Here is a 26134-nt window from a genome sequence, read left to right as displayed (position 1 = left end):
TCATCGACACGCATCGACGATCCAGTGGCCGCATCCGCCCGGTCAGACGGGATATGCCGGGAAAGGGTTGCACAACGAACGGTGCCCATCGCGCAAAGCGCGATGGGCACCGTGTGTGACGGATGAGCCCGGCGGGACCGGGTTCACCTGGTGTTTCAGCCGAGCAGGTCGTACTGGGCGTAGCTGGTGCCGACCGAGGCCCGTGTGTTGAAGATCTCGCTCGTGGCCTTGCCGGTGCCGGTGTAGAGGTACAGCGTGCCGGCCGGCGTGCGGGCCAACAGGTCCGCCCTGCCGTCGCCACTCACATCACCGGGAGTGATGAGCGTGTTGTAGGCGCTCCAGTCCGAGCGGACCTTGATCCGGGTGGCGAAGGCGCCCGTGCCGGACTTGCCGACGCCCTTGTAGAGGTAGACGTCCGAGCCGGTCTTGGTGCGCGCGATCAGGTCGACCTTGCCGTCGCCGGTGAAGTCGCCGTGCCCGAGCACCGCGTTGTACGTGTTCCAGCCCGTGCCGACCTTGACGCGGGTCGAGAACGTCCCGTTGCCCTTGCCCGGGTAGATCCACAGGGCGCCCGCCGAGTCGACCGAGAGCAGGTCGGGCAGGGCGTCGCCGGTGACGTCGCCGGGGGTGAGGATCCGGGTGCGGGTCGTCCAGTTGTCGAAGATCTGCGTGGTCGTCCACGTGGCGGATGAGGCGGTGCGCCGCCGCCAGAAGACGTCACCGTCGGAGGAGCGGCGCAGGACGTAGTCCTGGTAGCCGTCCCGGTTCAGGTCGGTCTGCTGGACCAGGTTGTAGCCCTTCCAGCTGCCCTCGGCGGTCAGGGCCACGCGGTCGGCGAGCTTGGAGCCCGTGGAGGCGCGGACGTAACCCGTGCCGGTCTCCTTGTTGCGCAGGAAGACGTCGGCCTTGCCGTCACGGGTGATGGCGGCGTCGTCGACCCGCGGCTGGGTCGCGCCGACGTAGTTGCTGACCTTCGCGAAGACCGGGTAGGCGCCCTTGTACACACAGTCCTCGACGCCCCACGAGACGACGCCGACGACCTTGTTGTTGACGACGAGCGGGCCACCGGAGTCACCGTTGCAGGTGGCGGTGGTCGTGGCGTCGCTGCCGCCGGCGGGCTTGCCCGCGCAGACCATGTGCCCCTTGACGAAATGGGGGCTCCACGTGTTCGCGCAGGTCGTGTCGCTGACGATCGGCAGCGTGGCCGTCTTCAGCGTCTGCGAGATGTCGTCGTTGGTGGAGGTGGTACGGCCCCAGCCGTAGACCTTCGCGCTGGTGCCCGCCGTGTACGAGGCCGTGTCGGTCGACGTCGTCATCTTGATCGGCGTGGCCTTGACGGGACTGGCCAGCGTGAGGACCGCGACGTCGTTGTCGATCGCCTCCTCGTTCCACGAGGAGTGGTTCCACTGGCGCGAGACCTTGCTCGGGGTGCCGCCGTGGTAGTCGAGGTGGTCGAAGCCGCCGTCGTCGTTGTAGACGGCGGTGGGCAGCTGGTCGGTGCCGGTGACGATCTCGCCGTACTTGACCCAGTTGTAGTAGTTCTTGTCGACGCAGTGCGCGGCGGTGAGGATCTTCGTCGGCGAGACGACCGTGCCGCCGCAGAAGAAGCCGAGGTCCTGCGTCTCGTCGTAGTACCAGAGCTGCGCCATCCACGGCGCGGAGGCGATGGTCGTCTCCGACCCGCCGATGATCTGGGCGGACGGCTTCAGGCCACTGTCGCCGTCGCTGTCGCTGTCCGCACTCTCGGTGGACGACGGCTCCCGCGTCGCCACCCGTGCGGTGTCGTCCGCCGCCATCGCCTTGGCGATCCGTACATCCGCCTCGTCCGGTGTCGAGGTGCTGTCGGCGCCGGCCGCACTCGCGGACGACATCAGCAGCGTCCCGGCTATCGCGGCGGCTATGGCTCCGGACAAACGTCTAGCCACTCAATTCCCCCCTGGGAGTGCATAGGTTGATCAGATAGTGCAGAAACTGATCGTAGAAGACCGTGATCGTACACGTGTCGCATACAGAAAACTGGGGCCACCCTCACAAAGAGGGTGGCCCCAGCGCTTGCGAGGTACGAGACCTAGTCGCCGTTACCGGGCGTCGGCGTCGTCTTCTGGATCTGCATCAGGAACTCGACGTTCGACTTGGTCTGCTTCATCTTGTCGAGGAGCAGCTCGATGGCCTGCTGCTGGTCGAGCGCGTGCAGCACCCGGCGCAGCTTCCAGACGACCGCCAGCTCCTCGTTGCCGAGCAGGATCTCTTCCTTACGGGTACCGGACGCGTCCACGTCCACCGCCGGGAAGATGCGCTTGTCGGCGAGCTTGCGGTCGAGCTTGAGCTCCATGTTGCCGGTGCCCTTGAACTCCTCGAAGATCACCTCGTCCATGCGGGACCCGGTGTCCACCAGGGCGGTGGCGAGGATGGTCAGCGAGCCGCCGTCCTCGATGTTGCGGGCCGCACCGAAGAAGCGCTTCGGCGGGTACAGGGCGGTCGAGTCGACACCACCGGACAGGATGCGGCCGGAGGCCGGCGCCGCCAGGTTGTAGGCACGGCCCAGACGCGTGATCGAGTCGAGGAGCACGACCACGTCGTGGCCCAGCTCGACGAGGCGCTTGGCACGCTCGATGGCGAGCTCGGCGACCGTCGTGTGGTCCTCGGCCGGGCGGTCGAAGGTCGAGGAGATGACCTCGCCCTTCACCGACCGCTGCATGTCGGTGACCTCTTCCGGACGCTCGTCCACGAGGACGACCATCAGGTGGCACTCGGGGTTGTTGTGCGTGATCGCGTTGGCGACCGCCTGCATGATCATGGTCTTACCGGTCTTCGGCGGGGCCACGATCAGACCGCGCTGGCCCTTACCGATGGGCGAGACCAGGTCGATGATGCGGGTGGTGAGCACGCCCGGGTCCGTCTCCAGCCGGAGGCGGTCCTGCGGGTACAGCGGCGTCAGCTTGTTGAACTCCGGGCGGCCACGGCCGTGTTCGGGCGCCATGCCGTTGACGGAGTCGAGCCGGACCAGCGCGTTGAACTTCTCGCGGCGCTCGCCCTCCTTGGGCTGACGCACGGCACCGGTGACGTGGTCACCCTTGCGCAGGCCGTTCTTGCGGACCTGGGCGAGGGAGACGTACACGTCGTTCGGGCCGGGCAGGTAGCCCGAGGTGCGGATGAAGGCGTAGTTGTCGAGGATGTCCAGGATGCCCGCGACGGGGATCAGGACGTCGTCGTCGGCGAGCTGCGGCTCGGGGGCGCCGATCTCGTCACGGCCACGGCGGCCACGGCGGTCGCGGTAGCGGCCGCGACGGCCACGGCGTCCGCCGTCGAAGTCGTCGTCGTCCTGCGGGCCGTTGTCACGCTGGCGGTCCTGACGGCCGCCGCCCTGCTGCTGGCCCTGCTGCTGACCGCGGTCGCGCTGCGGCCCACCGCCGCCCTGCTGCTCGTCGCCCTTGCCACGGCGGCCGCGGTCGCCGCGCTCACCGCGGTCCCCACGCTCGCCCCGGTCACGGCCACGCTCGCGGCGGCCCTGACGGCCCTCGCCGCCCTGGTCACCGGCGTCGGCCTTGGTCTCGGCGGTCGTCGCCGCCGGCGTCTCGGCCTTCGGCTCGCTCTTCGCCTCGGCGGTGACCGTCTCGGGGCTGCCCGCGTCGGCGGTGGCCCGGCGCCGACGGCGCTCGGTGGGCGCCTCGTCGCCACCGGCCGGCTGGCCGGGGATCTCGATCTGCTGCTGAGCCACGGCCTTCTCGGCCTTCTCGGCGGGCGCAGCGGCCTTCTTGGCGGTGGCCTTCTCGGCCGGGGCGGCGTCGTCGCCCGTACGCGCCTTCGAGGTGGCGCGGCGCTTCGGCTTGGTCTCGGTGGCGGCCTCGGCCTTCGCCGGGGCACCCCCGCCCGCCTGCGCCTCCTTGATGACCTCGATCAGCTGGCTCTTGCGCATCCGCGCGGTGCCCCTGATGCCGAGGCCGGATGCGACCTGCTGCAGCTCGGCCAGCACCATGCCCTCGAGGCCGGTACCACGGCGCCGCCGGGAGCCGGCACCGCTGGCAGGCGCGGCGTCCGTGGCGGGCGCGGCAGCGGTGTCCTCGACACGTGCGCCCATCAGATCGGTGGTGTCGCTCACGAAGGGTCCTTCCCTGGAGCGGACGTCGGCCTTCTGGCTCGGCGACCGTTTGTGCTGTCCGGCTTCGGCCCTGTTGGGGTGGACCGTGCCGGGGCGGTGGTCCGCCAAAGGCGGCGGAAGAGATATCTGGTGATTCGGCGCTTTCCGGGCCGTGGCACTGAGTGTCTGTGTCACGCGGCTCGGCCACGCCGGTTCCGGGGCCTGCTCGGCAGACCGCTCAGTGCCTGCGTACGGCGTACAGCTTGACGTACGAAGCACAGTGCGGCTTGGGAGACTCCCGGAAGAATGGTTGTCCCGGACGGGGACGATAAGCACCTCGCCATGGCTGGGGCAGGTGCAGACTTGAGGTTAACACTACCGGATCCAACAAACATTCCCCCTCTCGAAATCCGGCAACCGAACGCCTACTCGCCGCCGCTGTCGGCGCCGGGCTCGGCGACGGTGGTGGTGAGCGGCAGGACACACGCCCCTCGGGCGTCGAGGTCCAGCCGGTTGGCGGCCCATCCCGCACCCGCGAGATCGGCCACCTTGTCGGCACTGGCCTCGTCGGCCAGGGCCAGGACCGTGGGTCCGGCGCCGGAGATGACCGCCGGGACGCCGTCGGCCCGCAGTCGCTCGACCAGAGCCGTGCTCTCCGGCATCGCGGGCGCCCGGTACTCCTGGTGCAGCCGGTCCTCGGTGGCGGGCAGCAGCAGCTCGGGGCGCCTGGTCAGGGCTTCCACGAGGAGGGCCGCCCGGCCCGCGTTGGTGGCCGCGTCGACGTGCGGGACGTTGCGCGGAAGCAGTCCGCGCGCCGTCTCCGTCAGCACGGGCTTGCCGGGGACGAAAACCACCGGAACGACGGAATCCGCGGGATCCATCCTGATCGCCCGCGCGGCGCCGCCCTCCATCCAGGAGAGGGTGAAACCACCGAGGAGGCAGGCCGCGACGTTGTCGGGGTGGCCCTCGATCTCCGTGGCCAGTTCGAGCAGCGCGGCGTCGTCGAGCCGGTTGTCACCGCCTATGGTCACGGCGCGGGCGGCGACGATGCCGGCGCAGATGGCGGCGGAGGAGGAGCCGAGGCCGCGGCCGTGCGGGATGCGGTTGGCACACACGATCTCCAGGCCCCGGGGCTGTCCGCCCAGCAGGTCGAAGGCGGTGCGCAGGGAGCGGACGAGCAGGTGCCGCTCGTCGCGCGGGAGGGTCTCGCTGCCCTCCCCCGCGATGTCGACGTGCAGGCCGGAGTCGGCCACCCGGACGACCACGTCGTCGTAGAGCCCCAGCGACAGGCCCAGGGCGTCGAAGCCCGGACCGAGGTTGGCGCTGGTGGCGGGGACGCGCACCCGTACGGCGGCGGCGCGGAACGCTGGACCGGCCATCGCTCGATGACTCTCCTTGAGCTGCGAGATTGACGATTGTCGAATGACATTCGATAGGTACGTGAAACCCTGCGGCCGCTCAAGACGGCGCGGCGCCGCACCCTTGCGGGGCATATGCAGCGGGCGGGTTCACCACAGCCTATCGAAGGAAGGTTCTGTGGCGACATAGGGCGCACAGGAGGCGCACGATGCGTGTCGTAAGCCCCCTGTGCACCCCCTGTCGGGTCCTGTCAGGGTTATCCCCCGAGAATCCACGTCTACGCGCGGCTCCCAGGTCTTTTCGAACGGCTGGGCGAGAGGATACGCGAGCCGCCCGGCGTGAGGTTACGCGAGACCGAGGCGCTCGGCCGCCGTCGCCGCGTCGACCGGGACCGTGACGGGCTGCGGGGCGCCCGCGACGGCCCAGTCCGGGTCCTTGAGGCCGTTGCCGGTGACCGTGCAGAGGATGGTCTGGCCCGGGTCGACCTTGCCCTGCTCGGCGGCCTTCAGCAGACCGGCCACGGAGGCGGCGGAGGCGGGCTCCACGAAGACACCCTCCTGAGCGGCCAACAGCCGGTAGGCGCGCAGGATCTCACGGTCCGTCACCTCGTCGATGAAGCCGCCCGACTCGTCCCGCGCGGCCAGGGCGTAACTCCAGGACGCGGGGTTGCCGATGCGGATCGCGGTGGCGATCGTCGACGGGTCCTTGACAACCTCGCCGCGCACGATCGGCGCGGAGCCGGAGGCCTGGAAGCCCCACATCCGGGGCGTCTTCGCGGCGATGCCGTCGGCGGCGTACTCCTTGTAGCCCTTCCAGTACGCCGTGATGTTGCCCGCGTTGCCCACCGGCAGGACGTGGATGTCGGGCGCGTCGCCGAGCATGTCCACGATCTCGAACGCGGCGGTCTTCTGACCCTCGATGCGCACCGGGTTCACCGAATTGACCAGCGCCACCGGGTAGTTGTCGCTCAGTTCACGCGCGAGGGTGAGGCAGTCGTCGAAGTTGCCGTCGACCTGGAGGATCTTCGCGCCGTGCACCAGGGCCTGGCCCATCTTGCCCAGCGCGATCTTGCCCCGCGGGACGAGCACGGCCGAGACCATGCCCGCGCGTACGGCGTAGGCGGCCGCGGAGGCAGAGGTGTTGCCCGTCGAGGCACAGATGACGGCCTTCGCGCCCTCTTCCTTCGCGCGCGTGATGGCCATGGTCATCCCGCGGTCCTTGAAGGATCCGGTCGGGTTGGCGCCCTCCACCTTGAGGTGGACCTCGCAGCCCGTGCGCTCGGAGAGCACCTGCGCGGGTACGAGGGGCGTGCCGCCCTCGCGGAGCGTCACGACCGGCGTGGTGTCGGAGACGGGCAGCCGGTCCCGGTACTCCTCGATGATTCCGCGCCATTGGTGGGTCATTGCTGGTTACTCTCCTTCAACCCGCATGATGCTTGCGACACCCCGCACGGTGTCGAGGTTGCGCAGCGCCTCGACGGTCCCGGTGAGGGAGGCGTCGGAGGCGCGGTGGGTGACGACGACGAGAGAGGCCTCGCCGTCCTTGCCCTGCTGCCGAACCGTATCGATCGACACACCGTGCTCCGCGAACACGGTCGCCACCTGGGCGAGAACTCCCGGTTTGTCGGCGACGTCGAGGCTGATGTGGTAGCGCGTGACGACCTCGCCCATCGGCGAGACCGGCAGGGCGGCGTAGGCGGACTCGCCGGGGCCGGTGGACCCCGCGAGCCGGTTGCGGCACACGGCCACGAGGTCGCCGAGGACGGCGGAGGCGGTGGGGGCACCGCCCGCGCCGGGACCGTAGAACATCAACTGCCCGGCGGCGTCCGACTCCACGAACACGGCGTTGTAGGCGCCGCGCACGGAGGCGAGGGGGTGGGTCAGCGGGATCATCGCGGGGTGCACCCGCGCGGTGACGGACCCGCCGTCCGCGGCCCGCTCGCAGATGGCGAGCAGCTTGATGGTGCAGCCCATGTTCTTGGCGGAGGCGAAGTCGGCCGCCGTCACCTCGGTCATGCCCTCGCGGTACACGTCGTCGAGCCGCACGCGCGAGTGGAAGGCGATACCGGCGAGGATCGCGGCCTTCGCGGCGGCGTCGAACCCCTCCACGTCCGCGGTCGGGTCGGCTTCCGCGTACCCGAGGGCGGTGGCCTCGTCGAGGGCCTCCTGATAGCCCGCCCCGGTGGTGTCCATCTTGTCGAGGATGAAGTTGGTCGTCCCGTTGACGATGCCCATCACCCGGTTGATCTTGTCACCGGCGAGGGACTCGCGCAGCGGCCGGATCAGCGGGATGGCGCCGGCGACGGCGGCCTCGTAGTAGAGGTCCGCGTCGTGGTCCCCGGCGGCGGCGTGCAGGGCGGCGCCGTCCTGGGCGAGGAGGGCCTTGTTGGCGGAGACGACGGAGGCGCCGTACTCGAACGCGGTGGTGATGAGGGAGCGGGCGGGCTCGATACCGCCGATGACCTCGACGACGACGTCGATGTCCCCCCGTTTGACCAGGGCGGTCGCGTCGGTGGTGACGAGCGCCGGGTCGATGCCCTCACGCACCCGTGAGGGCCGCCGCACGGCCACGCCCGCGAGCTCGACCGGCGCGCCGATACGCGCGGCGAGGTCGTCGGCGTGCGTCGTCATGATGCGCGCCACCTCTGAGCCGACAACCCCACAGCCCAGCAGCGCCACCTTCAGCGGACGCGTACGCATCATCCGACCTCGTTTCCTCACATACCGACATACCGAACACGGTGGGACCAGTCTCACTCACCGGACGGGAGTTTCTATCCCCGGTCCGGATCGTGAGACATCTATTTCATTTTCTCAGCGCCGGAAGACGGAGATCTTCCGGCTCGTGAATTCCGGGACCGCTTCTCAGCCGACGTCGAGCCGGAGAAGATCCTCCTCCGTCTCCCGGCGGACGATGACACGGGCCTCTCCATCATTGACGGCGACGACGGGCGGGCGCAGGACGTGGTTGTAATTGCTCGCCATGGAACGGCAGTACGCGCCGGTGGCCGGTACGGCGATCAGGTCACCCGGTGCCAGGTCCGCCGGCAGGAACGCGTCCCTCACCACGATGTCACCGCTCTCGCAGTGCTTGCCGACCACGCGCGCGAGCATCGGCTCGGCGTCGGAGGTACGCGACACCAGCGCGACGCTGTACTCGGCGTCGTACAACGCGGTCCTGATGTTGTCGGACATGCCCCCGTCCACGGAGACGTACGTCCGCAACCCGTCCAGCGGCTTGATGGTGCCGACCTCGTAGAGCGTGAAGGCGGTGGGCCCGACGATGGCCCGCCCCGGCTCGACGGAGATACGCGGGGCGCGCAGCCTGGCGGCGTCGCACTCCCGGTTGACGATCTCGGTCAGCGCCTTGGCGATCTCGTGCGGCTCACGGGGGTCGTCGTCGCTGGTGTAGGCGATCCCGAGCCCGCCGCCGAGGTCGATCTCGGGCAGCTCGACACCGTGCTCGTCACGGATCTCCTTGAGCAGCCCGACCACCCGGTGGGCGGCGACCTCGAACCCGGAGGTGTCGAAGATCTGCGACCCGATGTGGCTGTGGATCCCGATGAGTTCGAGCCCGTCGAGCTTGAGCGCCCGCCGTACGGCCTCGGCGGCCTGCCCCCCGGCCAGCGGGATCCCGAACTTCTGGTCCTCGTGGGCGGTGGCGATGAACTCGTGGGTGTGCGCCTCGACGCCGACGGTGACGCGGATCTGCACCCGCTGCCGCGTGCCGAGCGACTGGGCGATGTGCGCGACCCGCACGATCTCCTGGAACGAGTCGAGCACGATCCGCCCGACGCCGGCCTCGACGGCCCGGCGGATCTCCTCCTCGGACTTGTTGTTGCCGTGGAAGGCGATCCGGTCGGCGGGCATACCGGCGGAGAGCGCGGTCGCGAGTTCACCGCCGGAGCAGACGTCGAGGTTGAGCCCCTCCTCGTGCAGCCAGCGCACGATGGCCCGGGACAGGAACGCCTTGCCCGCGTAGAACACGTCGGCGTCCTGCCCGAACGCGGTGCGCCAGGCGCGCGCCCGCGCGCGGAAGTCGGCCTCGTCGACGAAGTACGCGGGCGTACCGAACTCCTCCGCGAGCGCCTTCACATCGATCCCCCCGACACTGACGACCCCGTCAGGGGTACGGGTGACGGTCTGCGCCCATACCTTCGGGTCCAGCGTGTTCAGGTCGGCGGGCGGGGCGGTGTAGTGCCCCTCGGGAAGCACGTCGGCGTGACGGGGCCCGGCGGGGTGTGCGGAACGGCTCATGTCTGTAGGGCTTTCTGTGTGCTCTCTGAGGGGGCGCGGGGTTTTCGTCGGCCGGGGTGGGGCGTGGACCGAGAGGTGGGGCGTGGCCGAGGGGTGGGGCGTCGGCTGGGGCTGTCGGCTGCGGGGGCGCTTGGGCTTGGGCGTCGGCTGTGGGCTTTCTGCTGTCGGCTGGCTGCCTCAGCTGTCCGCTGTCGGGTGGCTGCCTCGGCTGTCCGCTGTCGGCTGTCTGCTGTCGGCTGGCTGCCTCGGCTCTGCTGTCGGCTCTCGGCCGTCGGCTCCTTGGGGCTGTGGCTATGGGCTCCGCGGGATCACTCAGAGATATTCGGGTGCGTCGATGCCGAGCAGGGACAGGCCGCCGGCCAGCACCGTCCCGGCTGCTTCGGCAAGGGCCAGCCGGGCCCGGTGGGCGGCCGAGGGTTTCTCGTCGCCGCGCGGCAGCACCGTGTGCTGGAAAGCGAGCAGGGCGTCGGCGAGGACGACCAGGTGCCGGGCGAGACGATCGGGAGCGCGGTGCGTGGCCGCTCGGGCGAGGGTGGAGGGGTATTCGGTGAGGGCGCTGACGAGGGGGGTGGTCACGTCGGGGATGGCGACGGCGAGGGGCGGCGCGGCCGGGGCGTCTGGGGTGGTGACGGCAAGGGCCGCGCGCGAGGTGGGCAGGGCGTCGGGGGTGTTCAGGTCGCCCGGGGTGCCGGTGAAACCGAGGGCCGCGGCGTTGCGGGTGAGCGCGCGGGCTCGGGCGTGGGCGTAACGGACACGGAAGAGGGGGTTGGCTGCCCGCTGCACGAGGAGGTCCGCCGTGATCCGGGGGCGGTCGTGGGCGGCCGGGTGCAGAAGGGCCCAGCGGAGGGCGTCGGGGCCGAGGGGGGTGGGGTCCTCCGGGGCGGGGACGGGGCGGAGATCGATGGGGGCTGTGGCCGATTCCGGATCGCTGGGCGAGTCTGAGCCGGTGGTGCCGTTGCGGGGGCGGCTGGACTCGGTGGCCTCGCCGGGCCGACCGGGACCGGGTTCACCGGCGCTGGGTTCACGTGGCGGGGCGGCTTCTCCGGGACCTGCGAGGTGGGTGTCGGCGATCTCGGCGTTGACGGGGGGCCGGATGTGATCGACCTCGACTCGACCGCCCTGGCTGCCGACGATCCGTACGAGCGCGTCCGCGACGACCTCGGCACGGATGTCGTACGGGACGCGCAACCGGACGACGTGCCCGGCGAGGGTGTCGCTGTGACCGTAGGGGAGCGGGGCGGGGGCGGGGCCTTGGCGGGGTCGGTTGCCCTGGCTGCTCTGGGCGTCCTGGGCGCTCCGTGTGTCCTGGGCGCTCCGTGTGTCCTGAGCTCCGCGGATCCGGCGCACCAGGGAGGTGACGGCGGCCCGGTCGAGGTGGATGTTGAGGAAGCCGGGGCCGGTGATCTCGACGGCGGCGACACCTTCGGTACTGCTGAGGTGGGGTAGCAGTATCTCGGCGACCTGCAGCGGGGGGCGACCGGCGGGCCGGGCCAGCTGCAGGGCGATGTTCGTCGCGTAGTCCCCTCGTCCACCGGGCCCGGGCGGAGTGACGACCGCGCGTGCGGGCACCGCGACGCTCAGCTCCCCCTCGTCCACAGCACGACGCACCGCGCGCAGCACGGTGCGGGAGAGCTCGACGGGGGTCACGGGGACAAGCGTATGGGAGGAGGGGGGTGGGTATGCGAACCGGTTTACCTCGCGGTCCGCGATGTGGACGGGCGGGGTGGGACTGGATAGGGGGGAGGAGTGGGGGTGGGATGTGCCGGAGTGGCGGGGGCGGCAGGGGCGGCAGTCGTCACCGGGACGGAGGCTCCGAGATCACGGACCTACTCCCCCTCTGGCGACACCGCCGTCAACATCATGCGCGGCCGGCGCGCTCCGCACGTTCGGGGTGCTCGCTCGCGTTTCCGATGCCGCCGGCCGGGACACCGGCGGAGGGGGAAGCGACGGCAGGGCCAGAAGCGGCGGGGACATTGGTGACAGCGGTGCCGGAAGCAGTGTTGGTGGCAGTGGCGACTGGACTGTCGACGCCGGCCCCGTCCGGCACGGCCTCACCGCCCCCGCCATGCGCGCGCTCGACCAACTGCCGCACCAGAGCGACGAGTTCGCTCGGCTCGAAGGGTTTGGCGAGGAACGCGTCGACGCCGACATCGAGCCCGGCCTCGACCTCGTACTGGTTGCAGGCGCTGATGATGGCGAGCGGGAGCCGCCGTGTCCGCGGATCCCCACGGAGCTGGGCGGCAGCGCTGAGACCATCGAGCCGAGGCATGACGACGTCGAGGGTGATGAGGTCGGGCCGCACCTGATGAACGACGTCCAGGCACTCGGCACCATCGGCCGCGGTCACCACCTCGAAGCCCTCCAGCTCGAGGTTGACCCTGATCAGCTGCCGGATGACCTTGTTGTCGTCCACAACAAGCACCCGGCCGGACGCGCCTGACACAACTCGAGAGTAGGTCCGCGCCCACCGCCGCGTCCGGGTTTTCCCCACTTCCACCCCGTGCGGGCGGTCCCTGGGGGCTCAACCCCGCCCCCACCCCCGCAAAACCCGTTCATGATCTACCTCGGAGAGCTGGTAGGGTTCTACCCGTCGCCGCCACACAAGGCGCCTGACACGCCCCCGTAGCTCAGGGGATAGAGCAACGGCCTCCGGAGCCGTGTGCGCAGGTTCGAATCCTGCCGGGGGCACCCTGTATGAGGTGCCCAAAGACCCCGTCACCAGCGGAAACGCTGAGGCCGGGGTCTTCGCGTATGTGCAGCCGTGTGCCGCTCGGAGCGGCCGTATGTCGGGTGCTGTGGACTATGTGTGGACTGGCCGCCGAGGCAGAATCCGCAGGTCAACCCCAGAAAACGACGAAGCCCCCGGACCGTAGTCCAGGGGCCATCATGCCGCAGGCGTGTGTGAGGAGCGCGTGGATCAGGGCCCGGCGCCGGGCCCGTCCTCCTGGCCGTCTTCCTCGCCGAGGAGTTCGGCAATCCGCCGATTGGCGACGTCCTGCCGACCGTCGAGGCACTTGGCGTACCGGCTCAGGAGCACTTCAACACTGTTGCCCGCGCGCTCCGCGACCTCGGTGGGGTCTACGCCGGCGTTAAGCCAGGACGACAGAGCGGCGTGCCGCAGGTCATACGGGCGGGCAGCCAGCGGCGAGGCCACCTGTTCCGGCGTCAGTGCCAGGTGCCGCGCCTCGTCCCATACGCGCCAGTACGTGGTGGAGGCGACCACTCCCCCGCGCTCATTGGCGAACAGCCGCCCATCCTCGGCCGTACCGAACTCCTCGATGTGCGCGAGCAGGATGCGGACGAGGCGGGGCGGAATCGGAACGATGCGGGTCTCGTTCGCGGGCCGGTTCTTGAGCCCGCGGTTGTCGTGTACCTCCCCCGTTCCGGTCCAACGCTTGCCGACGGTGGGACGGCTCTTCTCCAGGATCAGCGAGCCCCACCCGGTGTCCGGCAACGTGCAGTCCGGACGACGCAGCGCCACCGCTTCCGCCGGCCGAAGCCCACCGAAGTACATGCAGGCGAAGAGCGCGACCAGACGGCGCCCACGAGCCCGACGGTAGCCACCGACGTACGAGACAGCGCCAAGAAGTTCAGCAGCCTGCCGCGGGTTCACCACGACTCGGCGGTCTACTTCCTTGGTCACCTTCGGCAGCTTCCACTTCACGAGCGTGACCGGGTTCTCGGGGAGCTCCCCCAGCTCGACCGCGTAGGCCAGGGCGTTGAACAGGACGGCTCGCTTGCGCCGCACCGTCTCAGCGGCGGCCGGGGCCCCGGACAACGTGAGCTTGAGCGAGTCGAGGACGCTGCGGATGTCTGCCGCATTCTTGAGCGTGGCCAGCGGCAACGAGGACTTGGCGCCCCAGCGGAGGGCATTGGCGATGTCCACCGGCGGCGCTTCCTCGTCCGGGGCCTGGACGACGAAGGCCCAGCCGCGCAGTGCACGCCGCAACACGTCGTCTGCCGGACGACCGGGCCGGTCGCCCAGGAGCTGGGTCGTGACGAGTGTCATCGTCTCGTTCAGGCTGTCTCGCGAGTTCGGGGCAGCGTGCGGCCACTTCATGGCGACGTACGCCCGCGCGAAGTCGTACCAGGAGAGGGACGCCCTGACCGGTGCCATGGAGTCCGGCAGACCGGTTTCCGTATCGAAGGCTTCGCCCTTTTGAGCAGCCCGGAGCAGCTTCGCGCGGAAGTTGTCGGCGAGCGCCTTGGTCCGAAAGGTCTCGGAGAACGGTGAGACATCACCGACCTTCCAACGCACGTCGTACGACGGCGTCTTGTACGGCCGCTTGCGGATGCCCCACACCTTCACGTCATGTGACTTCACGCCGCCTCCCCGAGTCCGTGAAGCCACGAGGTGAAGTCACTGCGCCAGACACGGAGTTCACCGTTCGGAAGCTTGATCGCTTCCGGAGCCTGCCCCAGCTCCCGCCAGCGGTAGAAGGTGCGCCGGGAGACTCCGCCCAGCTCGGCGAGGATCTGCGGAACAGTCATCAGTTCGTCTCGTCGGCGGTCCACGCCGAGTCTCCTTCCTTGTCGGGGGTGCTGGATCTCCGCGAGGCGGCGAGCCAGGATTCAGCGGCAGTCAGGCCGGTACCGGCGAAGCGCCAGTGCGAGAGGACAAGGACGCTGTCCGGGGCCGGGAGAGGGTGGCCGGCCAGGGCCGCGCGTTCGCGGGTGAGTGCTTCGTTGTGGTCGGCGCGTTCCTGGCGGAGGGCGCCGAGGGTGACGGAGTAGGCGCGGGATTTGGTGGAGAAATGGCCGCGGAAGCCGAGCATGTGGGCCCACTTGCGCAGGCGTAGGTCTTCGAGTTCGGGCAGCGCGCCGAGGTGCCAGCAGGTGAGGATCAGCTGTCGGGCGTGGTCCGTGACGCCGGAGCCGATGAGGTCAGTGATCGGGTTACGGACGGGGCGGTCGAGGGTGCCAGCGGTATCGGCGCCCTTGGTGGCGTACTTCGCGATGTACGCCGCTACGGCACGGCTGGACAGTTCCGAGGTGCCCGCGAAGTCGGCCGACCGGATCGGGCGGATGTCGAGCTGCGTACCGAAGCGGAAGGTGTGGGCGTGTTCGTCGAGGACCGGGCCGGAGGTCTCGGCGAGGCCGGCCGCCGCACGGATGGAGTCCGTGAGGAGTTCGGTCGTGGCCCACGTAGGTGGGGTGTCTTCGGCGCCATCGGGGCCGTCGAGGCGGATGACGGCGTGGAAGTGGACGGCGCCGCGCCGCTGGTACTCGGCGACTTTGGCGTACGAGACCTTGAGGGAGTCTCGGAGTTCCGAGCGGGTGAGGCCCGCTCGGGAGGCGAGTTGCTGCCGGAGGTAGGTGGTGAAGCGGGCCCAGAGGGCTCCCGCGTGGGCGTTCCAGAGGACGGCGGCGCGGTAGTCGTAGCGGTCGGGGTCGAGTGGGGTGCCGAGGGCGGGGTCGTCGTCGGGGTGGAGTCGGCCGCAGCGGCACCGGCCGCCGGTGGGGCGGTTGTGGACGGGGCCGAAGGAGGGGGCGGTGAAGGTGGCGAAGACGCGGGGGTGTTCGGCGACGGCCGGGCCGATGCCTTTGCCGCCGCTGAGTCCGGCGGTGACGAGGTGGAAGGTGTCTTTGCGGTAGATCTCGGCGCAGGCCGCGCAGCGGGTGGCCCGGCGGTTGTTGCAGCGGATGAGGAGTTGTCCGGCCGGAAGGTCCGTGTCGGTGATCTCCCGGACGATCTCACCGGTCGCGGCGTGGACGTCGAGCCGGTGGCCCTCCATCCGTACGGGCCGCTCGCAGCCGCCGAGGCGCTGGATCTGGCGGGCGTAGGCGCCGAGGTCGCCGTATCTGGCGAGGGCGGCCACTTGGCGGATGGCTCCGAGGGGAGCCGGGGGGTGCATGTGCGGGTTCCTCCTGCCAGGGGTTCGGGGTGTAGGCGTCCACCGCCCACACCGTCCAGGGGGCTAGACAGCGTGGGCAGGCGTAGGCGCGAGTGGAGCCGTTGGGTCAGCGGCGGGTGAGAAGGGAGCGGATGACGCAGGCGCAGACGGCGGTCGAGGTGGCCGTGACGGCGACGGCGAGGAGCATGGAGACGAGGACGGCGCCGACGACCAGGACCACGGCGGTACCGCCGACGAGGGCGAGCGCGGTACCGGGGGTGAGCTGGACAGCCGGTCGGGACGGCGCGGGGGCGGCGGGAGCCGGTTGCGGAGTCGGTGTGGCCGGGGTGATGGTGGTCGGCTCGATGACAGCGGGCGGGGTGACCAGGCCGGTCGGCTGGGGCATGGTCGGGATCTTCGGCTGGAACATGAGCGGGTCTCCTTCTCGGTTACTTGACGAGGGAGTTGATGACGGGGGCCAGGAGGCTGTCAGCGATGAGGTAGCCGCCGAGGAGGAGCACGGTGATGAGCCACCAGGGCGGGCGGATGAGCTTGACGCCGAGGACCCCGACGCAGAGCAGGGCGAGCCAGAGCGGTACGTCCATGGGCTTGGTCTCCTGTCAGGCCGAGCAGCGGTGGGTGCGGGCGGCGAGTTCGGCGGCGGCGCGGGAGTCGTACTCGGCGGAGAAGTCGCACCGGGGCGCCGTGCAGGCGGCCAGGTGACGGTGCTTGCCACGCTCGATATACGAGGCGACGTTCACGGGGCCGATACGGCGGACGTTGCGGAAGCGCCGGTGCATGGCTTGGGTCCCCTTCTCAGAGGTGGGCGGCGACGGACGCGGTCATGGACGGGGGCAGGCCGAGCCGGACGCGTACGGCGTCGGGGTCGGCGGGGTGGCCAGTGGCCGAGTGGTGTTCGTCGGCCAGGGCCCGGACGCGGTCGACGAGTACGGGAGGAAGCGCAACGGCCGGTCCCCACGCCGGGCCCGGCGTGGGGACCGGATCGGTCACTGGTTCAGCGGCCGTCGGCTCAGGGGCGGGGTCGGAGTCAGTGGGCGGTGCCGGGAGCACGTCCCGGTCGGGCATGTCGACGGCGACGGGCGCGGTGCGTGGTTCGTCGTGCGGGTCGGCTGTCGACGGAGCCGGGACCTCTTGCGCTTCCTGGTGGTGGGGTGCGTGGGCGAGGAGCGTGCCGCCGAAGAAGGCGACGGCCGGCCAGCCCGCGACCACGACGCGGAGCCAGGCGGGTACGTGGTCCAGGTCGAGGAGTCCGGCGGTGGCGACGTTGGCGCCGAGGGATGCGGCCAGGGCGACGAGGAACCACAGCCGCGGGCCCCCGGACGGCTGTCCGGCCCGCTGTTCTTCACGCATCCGGCGCCAGGCGGCGACGAGCAGCAGGTCAACGCTGATCGGGTAGGCCCATGCCTTCCAGCCGCCCTGTCCGGCCGCTTCGGCGAGGTCGTGGAGGTGGGAGAAGGACAGGGCGCCCGCGATGACAGCTTGGATGATCACGGCGTCCAGGCGGGCGAGTTGGGCGCGCATCAGCTCGTCTTCCTTCCTGTTTTCGGCATGGAGGGGTAGGGACCTTGGCGTGAGGTGGTCACGCCGACCGTGGGCGGAAGGGGTGGCTACTCGGTGACCGGGCGCGTGGTGGGCGCGGCGGGTGCTGCGGCCGGGGCCGACTCGACCGGCGTCGCGGCGAGGGCGGGGCGGAAGGCGGCGAGCCGGGGCAGGTCCGGGACCAGGGCCGAGGTGTCGCGGCAGATGGCTGCCGCTTCGTCGAGGGTGAGGTGGGGCGAGCGGACGCGGCTCCAGCCGCCGGAGGAGTCGCCGACGACCGCGACGCCGGGCCGTTCGGCCGGGATGGATGTAGCGGCGAGGGCCGCTTCGGGGGCGATGTCGGCGAGAGCCATGTTGGCGGAGGTCTCGTCGTTGACGCGGTGGCAGACACGGCCGGTGAGCTGGGCGCGGAGCATGGTGGCGCCCTTGCCGAGTTCGGAACCGAAGCGCTGTCCGCAGACCTCCAGGTAGATGCCGGCCGCGCGGCCGAGCTGGGCGAGGCGGATGAGCTTGGTGACCATGGCGTCGCGTCGCTTTTCGTCGTCGCGGCTCGCGGCGAGGAAGAGTTCCGCAACCTCGTCGACGACGACCACGACCGGCACCGGCCGCACCTCGTCCGGCAGCCCCCACACATCGGAGGTGAGCACGGCATCCGGCCCGGCAGCGCCCGTCAGCCCGATGAGGCGGAACCGCGCTTCCATCTCCTCCAGCAGGGCGTCAAGGACGTCGTTCGCACGGTCCGAGGTGTCGGCGAGGGCCGACAGGCGGGGCGCGAACGGCGCCAGTTCGACGCCCCACTTGCAGTCGATGCCGACGAGGGCGACAGGTTGCCGGGCGAGCCCGCACAGCAGGTTGCGCAGGTACACGGACTTGCCCGACTGCGTGGCGCCGAGGATCAGTTCGTGCGGCACGGTGCGGAAGTCCCGTACGTGCCAGTGGCCGTCTTCCCGCAGGGCCAGCGGGAGAGTGAGCGGCCCACTCCCCCGCCAGCGGCGGGCGGGGCGTACGTCGGAGAGCACGTCCCAGCCGATCAGGCGCAGTTCGAGCCGTCCCGGCTTGGTGGGGCGGATGTGCACGGCGTGGGCGCCCCAGGCGTGCCGGAGCCGGTCGGCCGAGGCGGTGAAGTCCTCGGGTGCCTGCCCGGCCGCCATGCGCAGCCGCATCACGAGCCCGGACCCGGTCGGGCGTGGCAGCGACCGCCAGGGCGGTACCGGGGCCGCTTCCCGCCCGATCATCCGGGCCGTGGCCCGACGGACGGCCGAAGCCGGAACCGTCAGGCCACAGGCATCCATGGTCGCCCTGTAGGTGGTGAGCACACGCAGGGCGACGACCGGGTACCCGACGAGCCACCAGAACAGGACCGGCGTCCGCCGACGCAGGACCACCAAGGCGGCCACCGTCAGCAGCACCAGGACCAGAGTCCACACGGCATCGGTCATGGCGATCAGCCCTGCACCGGCGCCGGAGCGTTCACCATGACGGCGTCCGCCCGGTACGCGATGCCGTGCCGGGTACGGCCGCCGAACTCGCTCTCCCAGGGCCGGGCGAACAGACCGGACAGGATGACCGGGGCGCCCATGACCAGCCCGTCACCGATGCCCGGCTCGGGAACGGTGACCTTGATCATGTCCGAGCCGCCAGCGGCGATGAAGACCAGCTCCAGCGTCATGAGCCGCTGGTTGGTCACCGGGTCGACGGCGACCTCACCGGTCTGCCGGTCCCTCACCTTGACCTCGGGCAGCTTGGTGACGAGCAGAGTCGCGGCGGAAGTGTCCACGGGGATGACGCGCATTCTTCGAACCTCACTGGTTGGCGGCACCGCTCTCGGCGCCGATCCGAACTGGATACCCCCCTAGACAGCAAGGGGTAGGCCCCGCCCGAACTGTCTAGGGGGGTTAACGCCAAGAGTAAACCGACACCCCATCAACTGTCTAGGGGGGGTATACGAGCAGAGCTGCAGTCAGGCCCAGCCGGCCCTACGGCAGCACCCAGTGAAGGGCCGTTGCGTCATCCTGGGCCTTGCCGCGCGGCCATCGACGGCCATCGGGGTCTCCGGCCTCCGCTTCCCGCACCAAGCGGATCAGTTCATCGGGGCCGGAGGAGTTGAGCACGCGCAACAGCTTGTCCCAGTCGGCGAGTTCGAAGCGGTCGACGAGTCGGGTGGCGCCGTCGCTCAGCAGGGTCACCGAGGTGAGGGAGTCGACCGGCACGGTCCCGGTCAGGGCATGTTCGGCGGCACGCGGATCGGGGCCGGCGATCCAGAAACCGCCCGGCCGGTTGCGTAGCCCTGTCAGGGCGTTCCGGTACTCGGCGAGCGCGGCAGCGTGTTCGGGTGAGCCGGTGGGCAAGTCGTCGACGTGGCCCCGGAGTCGCTTGCCGACCCCATCCAATCGCCGGTCCGTCAGCACAGACGTGGCCCCGTCGCGGTCGGCCAGCAGCAGCGACGAGTCGCCGAGAACGAGATACTCCAGCCCCGCGTCGCCAAGCCGAACCGCGACGACCGTGCTGGTCGGGCTGGCTCGATACGTCAGGTCGCAGCGGTCGCCGTGCAGGGAGCGAACCTCCCCGATCGAGTCGGCCAGGCAGTCAGCGAGAGTTCGGTCAGGGTGAGCGGTGACCTTACGCAGCAAGAGTGCCCCAAGGGTCCCGGAAAACCAGGCGACCCCGTGCACACACCCCGTCTCAGCCCCCGCCACCCCGGCACCGTCGAGGAGAACGGCGGCACCAGGTGCGGCGGCTGCGAAGTCTTCGTTGTCCAGACCGGGGGCGGAGGGCAGAGAGCCGAGGGCGACTCTCACGCTTCGGCTCCTTCGTCGTGCAGGTAGAGCGGGCAGAGCAGTTCGACGGACTGCGGCTCGCTGGTCTCAGGGTCGTACTCGACACCCACCAGTGTGGAGAAGCGGCGCTCTCCCACTTGCCCCCACAGGGCATTGAGGTCCGAGGCGAGCAACTGCACGACCCCGAGTGAGCCTTGGGTGTGGATACCGGCAATGGCGAGCACGGAGCCCTTGCCGTCCGGACGGGACAGCCGGCCGAGATATCCCACGTCGTGCGGGCGAGACGGATCAGCGTCCATCCCTGAGCGGTGGACGGTGCCGGTGCGCCGGTCCAGCAGCGTCCAGGGTTCGCCCTCCGCATGCTGCCAGCTCAGAACCGGGTCCTGGGCGTACAGGTTGCGCATGTCCTCGGACATGCCCGGCCCGCAGACGACGACGAGGCCGTTGCGGTTGAGATTGACTTCGCCGCTCACGAGCACGTTGCCGGACGCGACATCGAGGCTGTACGACTTCGCCAGCTCTTCGAGACGCTTGCCCGAGTTCATGTCGTCCATGGCGACGACCGTGCGCTTCTTCACGTCGTCCGACCGAAGCGGAGTGACCACCGTGACGACGCCCGAGCCGAAGAAGGCACCCTCGGGAGCCGGGCCGGTGTGGCGGATCTGGTGGATACGACCGCGGCTCAGGCCAGCCTTCTCGGCGATCTGCGCATACGACAACCCTTGCGCGTGGAGGTCCTGCACCACGCGTCGACGGAGGCGAGCCAGTTCCGTCACCTCTTGCTGCGCATCGGCCAACCTGGTCGTGACCTCGCGCAAGAGCAGATACGGATCATCGATCGCCATGATCCGCTGCAACTCGTCCGACATGACCTCACCTCCTAGCAATAACCAGGAGTCTAGGGCCCTAGACGGAATGGGCGGGAGACGGCGTCCCGTATCGACGCCGACCACAAAGAACCGGGACCGTCGACTGGGCACACCCCGAGGGCTCACCCGTCACCGCCCGCCACACCAGAGGCGACGGCCGAGGCAGACGCGATCACACGCTCTCCCGCACCAGGTCTGCCCACACAGTTCGCCCGTCGGGCCAGGTCTTGACCCCCCAGTCCTTGGCGCAAGCTACGATGAGCGCCAACCCACGGCCGCCCTCTTCGTGATCCGTCACGTCGCACAGGTGGGGCTGACGTTCGCCGCCCAGGTCGACTACCTCGATGCGAACAAGGTCACTGTCGCCACCGAGGCTGACGATCACGACGAACCACCCGCCAGCCGCGCCGCTCAACGAGTGCCGCACAGCGTTGGTCGCAAGCTCACTGACAACCAGGACCGCCTCGTCGACCGGCCCCTGCCCGTCGAGCAGAGCCGCAACGAAATGTCGAGCATGGCCCACTTCCTCAGCCAGGCCGGGAAAGGCGCGGCACCACTTGGTTCGCATGGGAGATCCCTCACTCTACGTCTAGGGGGCTAGACAGCGCAACGGCAGGGTATTCCCATGACTAGGTGATGGGCCAGGCATCTTGAGGAATTATTCCTCTATCGAGTGAGCAGGTCTCCCAAGTCGCGGAACTGCGCCATCGCCCTCAACAGCAATTCGCGCACGTCGTCGCCGAAGATCGCAGCCTCCTCGAAGCGAGTGAACGTCTCCTCGTAGGCGGCCAGTTCGACGGGATCAGCCGAGACTCGATCACTGTCGAAGGTCTCGACGACCACGGCCCGCTGGTCGCACAGCGTGAACCCGTGGCGAGGCAGCACCGGCACGGGGCGGCGCCAGGGGATGACCCCGAGCCGTACCGTGCTCAAGCTCTCGACGGCCAGCAGCCGGTCGAGCTGCGCCAGCATGAGCGCCGGAGTCCCTGGCCAAGTACGCAAGACAGCTTCCGTCAGCACGAATACCGACTCCCGCCCAGGCTCGTACAACACACTCTGTCGCTCAACGCGGGCAGCCACGGCCCGACCTACAGCATCAGGCGCCGAGTTCGGCACACTGGCGAAGACGTGCCGGGCGTACTCCGCAGTCTGAAGCAACGCGGGCAACACAACGCACTGGAAGGACCGCACGAGCTGCGCGGACCGAACCTCTCCATCAACGCTGGTGCCGACGAGCGGAGTTGCGTCATCCGCGGACTGGCCGGCATCCGAAGCAGCCACCACGGCCTGCAACAGCTCTCGGACCTCGCGAGCCGCCAGCTCATCGAGGCCGAGGGCCCGTGAGAGCCGGTCGAGCACGTCACCGCTCGGAACCATGCGCCCGGTCTCCACCTTGGACACAGTCGGCTGGCCTACACCGGCACGCTGCGCCAGCACAGCCCCCGTCAACCCGGCCTCTGCCCGAAGAACACGAAGACGCGCACCAAGCGCCTGCATCCGCTCCCGCCGCTCACTCCCCATGGTCAGGGTTCTACACCACAGGGCAACGGGAGCATGATTCAAACTTTCTCTACTGGTTCAAGAGCCCGCGCACGGCGCGGGCGCGCGCCGCCTCTGCGGCGCGGCCTGCCTCCTGTCTGCGCCCCGGCTGGCCGCGCCCGGCGGCGCGCTCGGCGGCTGCGGGCATGAAGTGGGAGACACCCTCTCTGGCTGGGGCGGTCGGCTCCACGGCTTTAGGCAGCCACTTTGGGGCGAGCCTCTAAGATCATGGCCCCAGCGTCGTGCTTTACGGGCAGATCCACTGACTGCCCGACTCGCCATGAGCTTACGGGGCCATGATCACTCGCCCCAAAGCAGCTCCAGCCCAAAGCCGCTCCGCCGACCTCAGGTTCGCTCAAGACGCGTGCATGGGCCAAACCGTCAGGCAAGATTGGGTTGACGGTAAACAAGCCCAGGGGAGGGCATGTGAGGGCAAAGAAGAACGAGTGGCTGACGCATGAGTACTTTCGGACGTATCGGATTGCCAATGCGGTGGACACCATCATGCGCGACCCGTTCTCATATTTGCGCCACCTGGAAGGGTTAACGGTAAACGACGGGATTTACGATTTCCTTCCGCATTGGCAGAAGGAGTCCGCACTCCATAAATTCATCCGCTACGTTGCTGATGAAATCCTGATGAATGACACTGACGGTCCAACGCGAGTGCCATTCGGGTCTGACCCCATCTATCCCGATTGGATTCTTCCCGTTGATGCCGCGATGTTGCAATATGGCATTATCGACGAGCCCTTGTTCTTCATCCCTGACGAGCCTGTTCCTGAGGAGGTCACCGACAGTGGAGGTGACTCGTCAGAGTCCAAAGATCCGTACCATGTCGTCAATGCGTGCTATGACTACCTTTTGAATCTACGGTGGACTCAGGTCTATGAGGACCTCATGTCCCGCATTACTGACGAAGTTTTCTACGTGATGTTCCTGAACCGGCGAGCTTTGGCTAATTTGAATGAATTTCTCGCCATGCATGTCGGGGAGGTCGCTAGCGACCATTTTGGTACGGATGAAGCGCCATTGGTGGACCTTTTTGTGCGAGACGGAGAGCTGAAGCGAGTTCGCCCCCCGATGTGGGCACGCAGGGCCGTCTTCTACCGTGATCGCGGCAGATGTACGGCTTGTGGAACAGACTTGTCGGGGCTCATTGATACATTGAACGTTGGTAATTATGACCACATGATGCCGCTTGCGCGAGGCGGATTGAATGACGTGACTAATCTGCAATTGCTCTGCGAGAACTGTAATTTGAAAAAGGCCGACAAAATTGTGGCCCCTAGTAATCGGTATCGTCGCTGGTATTGATCCAGATCGTCAGGTTGATGTCGACGGCAGTGACGGCAAAGCGCCGGGCCTGGGCCGTCCCTGGGCCGCGCGAGGCCGCCCAACGTTGACAGTCGGCACCCACGGGTGACCACCCCCACCCCCTCCTGGCCTGGGCTCCCCGAGTTGATCTGCGACACTGGGAGGGTTATGCCGAAGCCCGGAGAACTGGTATCGATCGAGCCGAGGGGGCCTCACACCTCGTGTTTCGCCACCGGTCCGAACACTCAATTCCTGCCATAGCCACGGTCACCAGCAGCGATCCATCCCATAGTGTTAGCTGCTGTTAGTGCTCCATAACGACCAGGCTCGAAGCGAGAATATTCTGTACGTGCCTCTGGGCATCGGCAGACTCATGCGAACGAGCTTCCAAAGCTGCCGGAAGCCATTCGGGCCCTTTGGCCACTGCCACGTCAGACAGGCTTTCCAGCTCGCCAGCATGGACGGGGACAAAGCCTACCTTAGACGCTTTCTCCATGAACTCGATAGCGGCGAGCCGCGACTGCCCTCGAAATCCTTTGAGGCCATACCGCTTCACCTCACGCCAGACGCTATCAACGTGAAGTTCGGCCTCGACAGATTTTCTATGATTGGTTGAATACTTTTCATTCTCGTGCCCCTGTAGCGCGACCTGAATAGAATTCAGGACTGCACCAACCGTTCGCGGGGACCTTGGCGATGAAAAGGGAGCCCGTAGATTTCTATCTAGGGCTTCAAAATCTCCCCATGCACCGCCCAGAGTTGCAATTAGCTTCCTCACTGTAGCCTGGTTACTAAATACATCCATGTCCGGTGATACGACTACAGGAACGCTCAACTTACGGAGAGCACTAGCCAGTTTTGGCATTTCGCCAAGACCTCCCGAAGGAACGAACAAGACGTCATCAGCCGATAGCTGCAAAGTGTTAGAGGAGCTTTTCAAGAAGTGTTCCAGAGCTGCGGCATAGAACCTGCAGTCCGGGTCCGCTTCGGCGATCACCACAAGCTTGTGGAACAGGCCATCAAGTGCATTGCTGTACTTCAGGGTCGGATTCTTCCAAATTTCCCGCAAGTCTTCATTGTTCAGCTGATTTGAACGAACCTCGTCGCCTCTGCGGTCAATTCTCACAACTGACACCGGGGCCCCGGACCCCATCAAGCCCGCGAGTAGATTCTTGTCGTGTGTGGCCAGGATGATCTGCATGTGCTTGCGCTCAGCGAGTTCCCCAAGAATCTTCCCCAAGGCAACTGCCTGTGGCGGGTGCAGGAACGCCTCGGGTTCATCGACAAGTACGATAGGGAAGGGTGTTGTAACCAGCGGAATCAAGAGGCCCAAAAGGCTCCTCATCCCATCCCCCTGCTCATGAAGTGATGGGAGCGTGGCCAACTCGCGCCGGTATTCCTGAGATACGCGGTCGATGGGTGGCGCTGGGATTGCTGTACGGCCAACTCTAAAGTGGCTATTTGCGCTCAGGTAGTCGACCGTCAGATGTTCACCGAAGACGCGCTGGCTGTATGAATCGATCTCTTGTCGAAGTTCCTCGCTGTCCTGAAAATAGTGCATGGGCTGCTGAGGGGGATCGGTGAAGTTAGGCCGAATTGGTGCACCGCCGACCTGGCTCATTCTGTCAAAGGGAGTCGAGTGGTGAACCAAATAGCTTGCGATGTCCCATAGTCTATCCTTTCCGATTGCTCCAGAATCCCATACGCTCGCCATTGATAGCACGTTAAATGGATTCTGCCGTGCGCCTCTGACGAATCCTGCCTGGTGGCCTTCAGTCTTGTAAGTGGCGTTGACCATGAACCAGGCGAACAAGTCCTTCGTCGAGGATTGCTCTCCGAGATCAATTGATTCGACGATTTTGTATGCGTTGGGGTCGGCTCCCATTTGAGCCGAGAGACGGTTAACCAACTCTCTGATCAGGGTGGTTTTTCCTACGTTGTTGGAGCCAACGATCACAGTCACCCCCCTCTCGGAAAAGTCGATCCTCGAACCGCTGCGCAGTTGAGCTGATTTAACAGCGAGGTGAAAGTTGCTTACATCGCCGCCCAGCAACTCCGCAGGGAGGAACTGCTGTGCTTCTACGAGTTGCCCACCCAGTTGGATCATGTCGCCCATGGCACGATGATCCTGCACAGGAACAGTTGGTGTCTTCCATTCCAGCGAATCCGGTTCGTCCGCTTCTTCCTCTCACGCCGAGCAGACCAGGGATCGGCGAGAAGATGGCAGCCGAGCTGCACAGACGCGCGGGCGGGGCATGGTCCGCACCGATCTCGGATCCGGTATCGGCGTGCCAGGGTCGCGGTGCGACTGACTAACCCACCTGAACGCGCCCCGTGCCAGACTCGTGCCAGATACTGCGGGGAGCCACAGGGAACAGCGGTCACCCACCCAGAGACGCATCCAGGCCATGACATGGATCGACAGCAGGTCAGCGGGACTATCGGGCCTGTAGAACCTAAGCTTCCCAAGCTGAGGGCGCCGCAGAACAGTCACGCGGTGTGTGCCACGATCTGCGGCTCAGCGTGAGGCGTGATCGATCAAAGT

At 68.1% G+C, this 26134-nt stretch carries 23 protein-coding genes and 1 tRNA gene; 2 read left to right on the top strand and 22 right to left on the bottom strand.

Annotated features, from left to right (window positions below):
- Positions 1-155 precede the first annotated feature (155 nt).
- The 8 genes from RM704_RS33530 to RM704_RS33495 form a co-directional block, all read right to left on the bottom strand.
- Positions 156-1871 (bottom strand): trypsin-like serine protease, encoded by a 1716-nt coding sequence (locus RM704_RS33530; RefSeq protein ID WP_192829622.1) that lies wholly within the window; start codon positions 1869-1871, stop codon positions 156-158.
- A 197-nt stretch (positions 1872-2068) separates the two neighbouring features.
- Complete coding sequence (rho, locus tag RM704_RS33525; protein ID WP_192829619.1) at positions 2069-4099, bottom strand: transcription termination factor Rho; 2031 nt, start codon at positions 4097-4099, stop codon at positions 2069-2071.
- Positions 4100-4503: 404 nt separating this feature from the next.
- On the bottom strand, positions 4504-5457 hold the full coding sequence (thrB, locus tag RM704_RS33520; protein ID WP_033526524.1) for a homoserine kinase: 954 nt from the start codon (positions 5455-5457) through the stop codon (positions 4504-4506).
- Positions 5458-5781: 324 nt separating this feature from the next.
- Positions 5782-6840, bottom strand: a complete 1059-nt coding sequence (gene thrC / locus RM704_RS33515; protein WP_033526525.1) for a threonine synthase — start codon at positions 6838-6840, stop codon at positions 5782-5784.
- A gap of 6 nt (positions 6841-6846) precedes the next feature.
- Complete coding sequence (locus tag RM704_RS33510) at positions 6847-8139, bottom strand: homoserine dehydrogenase (RefSeq protein WP_033526526.1); 1293 nt, start codon at positions 8137-8139, stop codon at positions 6847-6849.
- A gap of 162 nt (positions 8140-8301) precedes the next feature.
- The gene (lysA, locus tag RM704_RS33505) at positions 8302-9693 is read right to left on the bottom strand and encodes a diaminopimelate decarboxylase (RefSeq protein ID WP_033526527.1); all 1392 of its coding nucleotides are present in this window, start codon (positions 9691-9693) and stop codon (positions 8302-8304) included.
- A 312-nt stretch (positions 9694-10005) separates the two neighbouring features.
- Positions 10006-11340, bottom strand: coding sequence for an ArgS-related anticodon-binding protein NrtL (gene nrtL, locus RM704_RS33500; RefSeq protein ID WP_078937051.1), 1335 nt, complete (start codon positions 11338-11340; stop codon positions 10006-10008).
- 211 nt (positions 11341-11551) lie between these two features.
- Entirely contained in the window at positions 11552-12136 is a 585-nt protein-coding gene (locus RM704_RS33495; RefSeq protein ID WP_311591775.1) for a response regulator transcription factor, read from the bottom strand.
- A gap of 173 nt (positions 12137-12309) precedes the next feature.
- Between RM704_RS33495 and RM704_RS33490 the strand changes: the two genes are divergently transcribed.
- Positions 12310-12381: transfer RNA gene (locus RM704_RS33490), tRNA-Arg, on the top strand.
- A 229-nt stretch (positions 12382-12610) separates the two neighbouring features.
- On the opposite strand, the gene RM704_RS33485 is transcribed toward RM704_RS33490, so the two are convergent.
- From RM704_RS33485 to RM704_RS33425, 13 genes are all read right to left on the bottom strand, one after another.
- A complete protein-coding gene (locus tag RM704_RS33485) occupies positions 12611-14017 on the bottom strand; it encodes a tyrosine-type recombinase/integrase (RefSeq protein ID WP_033526529.1) in 1407 nt (468 codons plus the stop codon).
- Positions 14014-14184 (bottom strand): helix-turn-helix transcriptional regulator, encoded by a 171-nt coding sequence (locus RM704_RS33480; RefSeq protein WP_033526530.1) that lies wholly within the window; start codon positions 14182-14184, stop codon positions 14014-14016. Before RM704_RS33480 ends, RM704_RS33485 begins: the two co-directional genes overlap by 4 nt.
- On the bottom strand, positions 14184-15548 hold the full coding sequence (locus RM704_RS33475; RefSeq protein ID WP_033526531.1) for a replication initiator: 1365 nt from the start codon (positions 15546-15548) through the stop codon (positions 14184-14186). Before RM704_RS33475 ends, RM704_RS33480 begins: the two co-directional genes overlap by 1 nt.
- Before the next feature lie 106 nt (positions 15549-15654).
- A complete protein-coding gene (locus RM704_RS33470) occupies positions 15655-15957 on the bottom strand; it encodes a hypothetical protein (protein ID WP_033526532.1) in 303 nt (100 codons plus the stop codon).
- Between the two features lie 19 nt (positions 15958-15976).
- On the bottom strand, positions 15977-16132 hold the full coding sequence (locus RM704_RS33465; protein WP_005476066.1) for a hypothetical protein: 156 nt from the start codon (positions 16130-16132) through the stop codon (positions 15977-15979).
- Between the two features lie 15 nt (positions 16133-16147).
- Positions 16148-16327, bottom strand: a complete 180-nt coding sequence (locus RM704_RS33460) for a mobile element transfer protein (protein ID WP_033526533.1) — start codon at positions 16325-16327, stop codon at positions 16148-16150.
- A gap of 16 nt (positions 16328-16343) precedes the next feature.
- Positions 16344-17069 (bottom strand): DUF2637 domain-containing protein, encoded by a 726-nt coding sequence (locus tag RM704_RS33455; protein ID WP_033526534.1) that lies wholly within the window; start codon positions 17067-17069, stop codon positions 16344-16346.
- Positions 17070-17155: 86 nt separating this feature from the next.
- Positions 17156-18526 carry an FtsK/SpoIIIE domain-containing protein gene (locus tag RM704_RS33450; RefSeq protein ID WP_033526535.1) on the bottom strand — a complete coding sequence of 457 codons (1371 nt, stop codon included), beginning with the start codon at positions 18524-18526 and terminating at the stop codon, positions 17156-17158.
- Between the two features lie 5 nt (positions 18527-18531).
- Positions 18532-18879, bottom strand: coding sequence for an SCO3933 family regulatory protein (locus RM704_RS33445; protein WP_033526536.1), 348 nt, complete (start codon positions 18877-18879; stop codon positions 18532-18534).
- Positions 18880-19063: 184 nt separating this feature from the next.
- Positions 19064-19885 (bottom strand): protein phosphatase 2C domain-containing protein, encoded by an 822-nt coding sequence (locus RM704_RS33440; protein ID WP_033526537.1) that lies wholly within the window; start codon positions 19883-19885, stop codon positions 19064-19066.
- Positions 19882-20733, bottom strand: a complete 852-nt coding sequence (locus RM704_RS33435) for a sigma factor-like helix-turn-helix DNA-binding protein (RefSeq protein ID WP_033526538.1) — start codon at positions 20731-20733, stop codon at positions 19882-19884. The genes RM704_RS33440 and RM704_RS33435 overlap by 4 nt, the downstream gene beginning before the upstream one ends.
- Before the next feature lie 172 nt (positions 20734-20905).
- A complete protein-coding gene (locus RM704_RS33430) occupies positions 20906-21301 on the bottom strand; it encodes an ATP-binding protein (protein WP_033526539.1) in 396 nt (131 codons plus the stop codon).
- 98 nt (positions 21302-21399) lie between these two features.
- On the bottom strand, positions 21400-22254 hold the full coding sequence (locus tag RM704_RS33425; protein WP_078937052.1) for a helix-turn-helix domain-containing protein: 855 nt from the start codon (positions 22252-22254) through the stop codon (positions 21400-21402).
- A 444-nt stretch (positions 22255-22698) separates the two neighbouring features.
- On the opposite strand from RM704_RS33425, the gene RM704_RS33420 reads away from it, so the two are divergent.
- Entirely contained in the window at positions 22699-23589 is an 891-nt protein-coding gene (locus tag RM704_RS33420) for an HNH endonuclease (protein ID WP_078937053.1), read from the top strand.
- 304 nt (positions 23590-23893) lie between these two features.
- Here the strand turns inward: RM704_RS33420 and RM704_RS33415 are convergent, their stop codons facing one another.
- The gene (locus RM704_RS33415) at positions 23894-25705 is read right to left on the bottom strand and encodes an ATP-dependent nuclease (RefSeq protein WP_078937054.1); all 1812 of its coding nucleotides are present in this window, start codon (positions 25703-25705) and stop codon (positions 23894-23896) included.
- Positions 25706-26134 lie beyond the last annotated feature (429 nt).

It is taken from the genome of Streptomyces gottesmaniae, assembly GCF_031845845.1.
Taxonomy (GTDB): Bacteria; Actinomycetota; Actinomycetes; order Streptomycetales; family Streptomycetaceae; genus Streptomyces; species Streptomyces akebiae.
This window is presented reverse-complemented; position numbering and strand designations above follow the sequence as displayed.

Bases quoted from the DNA above. Each gene is read 5' to 3' on its own strand.
- RM704_RS33530 (WP_192829622.1), bottom strand. From the start codon at position 1,871: ATGTCGTCCGCGAGTGCGGCCGGCGCCGACAGCACCTCGACACCGGAC.
- thrB (WP_033526524.1), bottom strand. From the start codon at position 5,457: ATGGCCGGTCCAGCGTTCCGCGCCGCCGCCGTACGGGTGCGCGTCCCC.
- thrC (WP_033526525.1), bottom strand. From the start codon at position 6,840: ATGACCCACCAATGGCGCGGAATCATCGAGGAGTACCGGGACCGGCTG.
- RM704_RS33510 (WP_033526526.1), bottom strand. From the start codon at position 8,139: ATGATGCGTACGCGTCCGCTGAAGGTGGCGCTGCTGGGCTGTGGGGTT.
- lysA (WP_033526527.1), bottom strand. From the start codon at position 9,693: ATGAGCCGTTCCGCACACCCCGCCGGGCCCCGTCACGCCGACGTGCTT.
- RM704_RS33480 (WP_033526530.1), bottom strand. From the start codon at position 14,184: ATGACTGTTCCGCAGATCCTCGCCGAGCTGGGCGGAGTCTCCCGGCGC.
- RM704_RS33475 (WP_033526531.1), bottom strand. From the start codon at position 15,548: ATGCACCCCCCGGCTCCCCTCGGAGCCATCCGCCAAGTGGCCGCCCTC.
- RM704_RS33470 (WP_033526532.1), bottom strand. From the start codon at position 15,957: ATGTTCCAGCCGAAGATCCCGACCATGCCCCAGCCGACCGGCCTGGTC.
- RM704_RS33465 (WP_005476066.1), bottom strand. From the start codon at position 16,132: ATGGACGTACCGCTCTGGCTCGCCCTGCTCTGCGTCGGGGTCCTCGGC.
- RM704_RS33460 (WP_033526533.1), bottom strand. From the start codon at position 16,327: ATGCACCGGCGCTTCCGCAACGTCCGCCGTATCGGCCCCGTGAACGTC.
- RM704_RS33455 (WP_033526534.1), bottom strand. From the start codon at position 17,069: ATGCGCGCCCAACTCGCCCGCCTGGACGCCGTGATCATCCAAGCTGTC.
- RM704_RS33450 (WP_033526535.1), bottom strand. From the start codon at position 18,526: ATGACCGATGCCGTGTGGACTCTGGTCCTGGTGCTGCTGACGGTGGCC.
- RM704_RS33445 (WP_033526536.1), bottom strand. From the start codon at position 18,879: ATGCGCGTCATCCCCGTGGACACTTCCGCCGCGACTCTGCTCGTCACC.
- RM704_RS33435 (WP_033526538.1), bottom strand. From the start codon at position 20,733: ATGTCGGACGAGTTGCAGCGGATCATGGCGATCGATGATCCGTATCTG.
- RM704_RS33430 (WP_033526539.1), bottom strand. From the start codon at position 21,301: ATGCGAACCAAGTGGTGCCGCGCCTTTCCCGGCCTGGCTGAGGAAGTG.
- RM704_RS33425 (WP_078937052.1), bottom strand. From the start codon at position 22,254: ATGGGGAGTGAGCGGCGGGAGCGGATGCAGGCGCTTGGTGCGCGTCTT.
- RM704_RS33415 (WP_078937054.1), bottom strand. From the start codon at position 25,705: ATGGGCGACATGATCCAACTGGGTGGGCAACTCGTAGAAGCACAGCAG.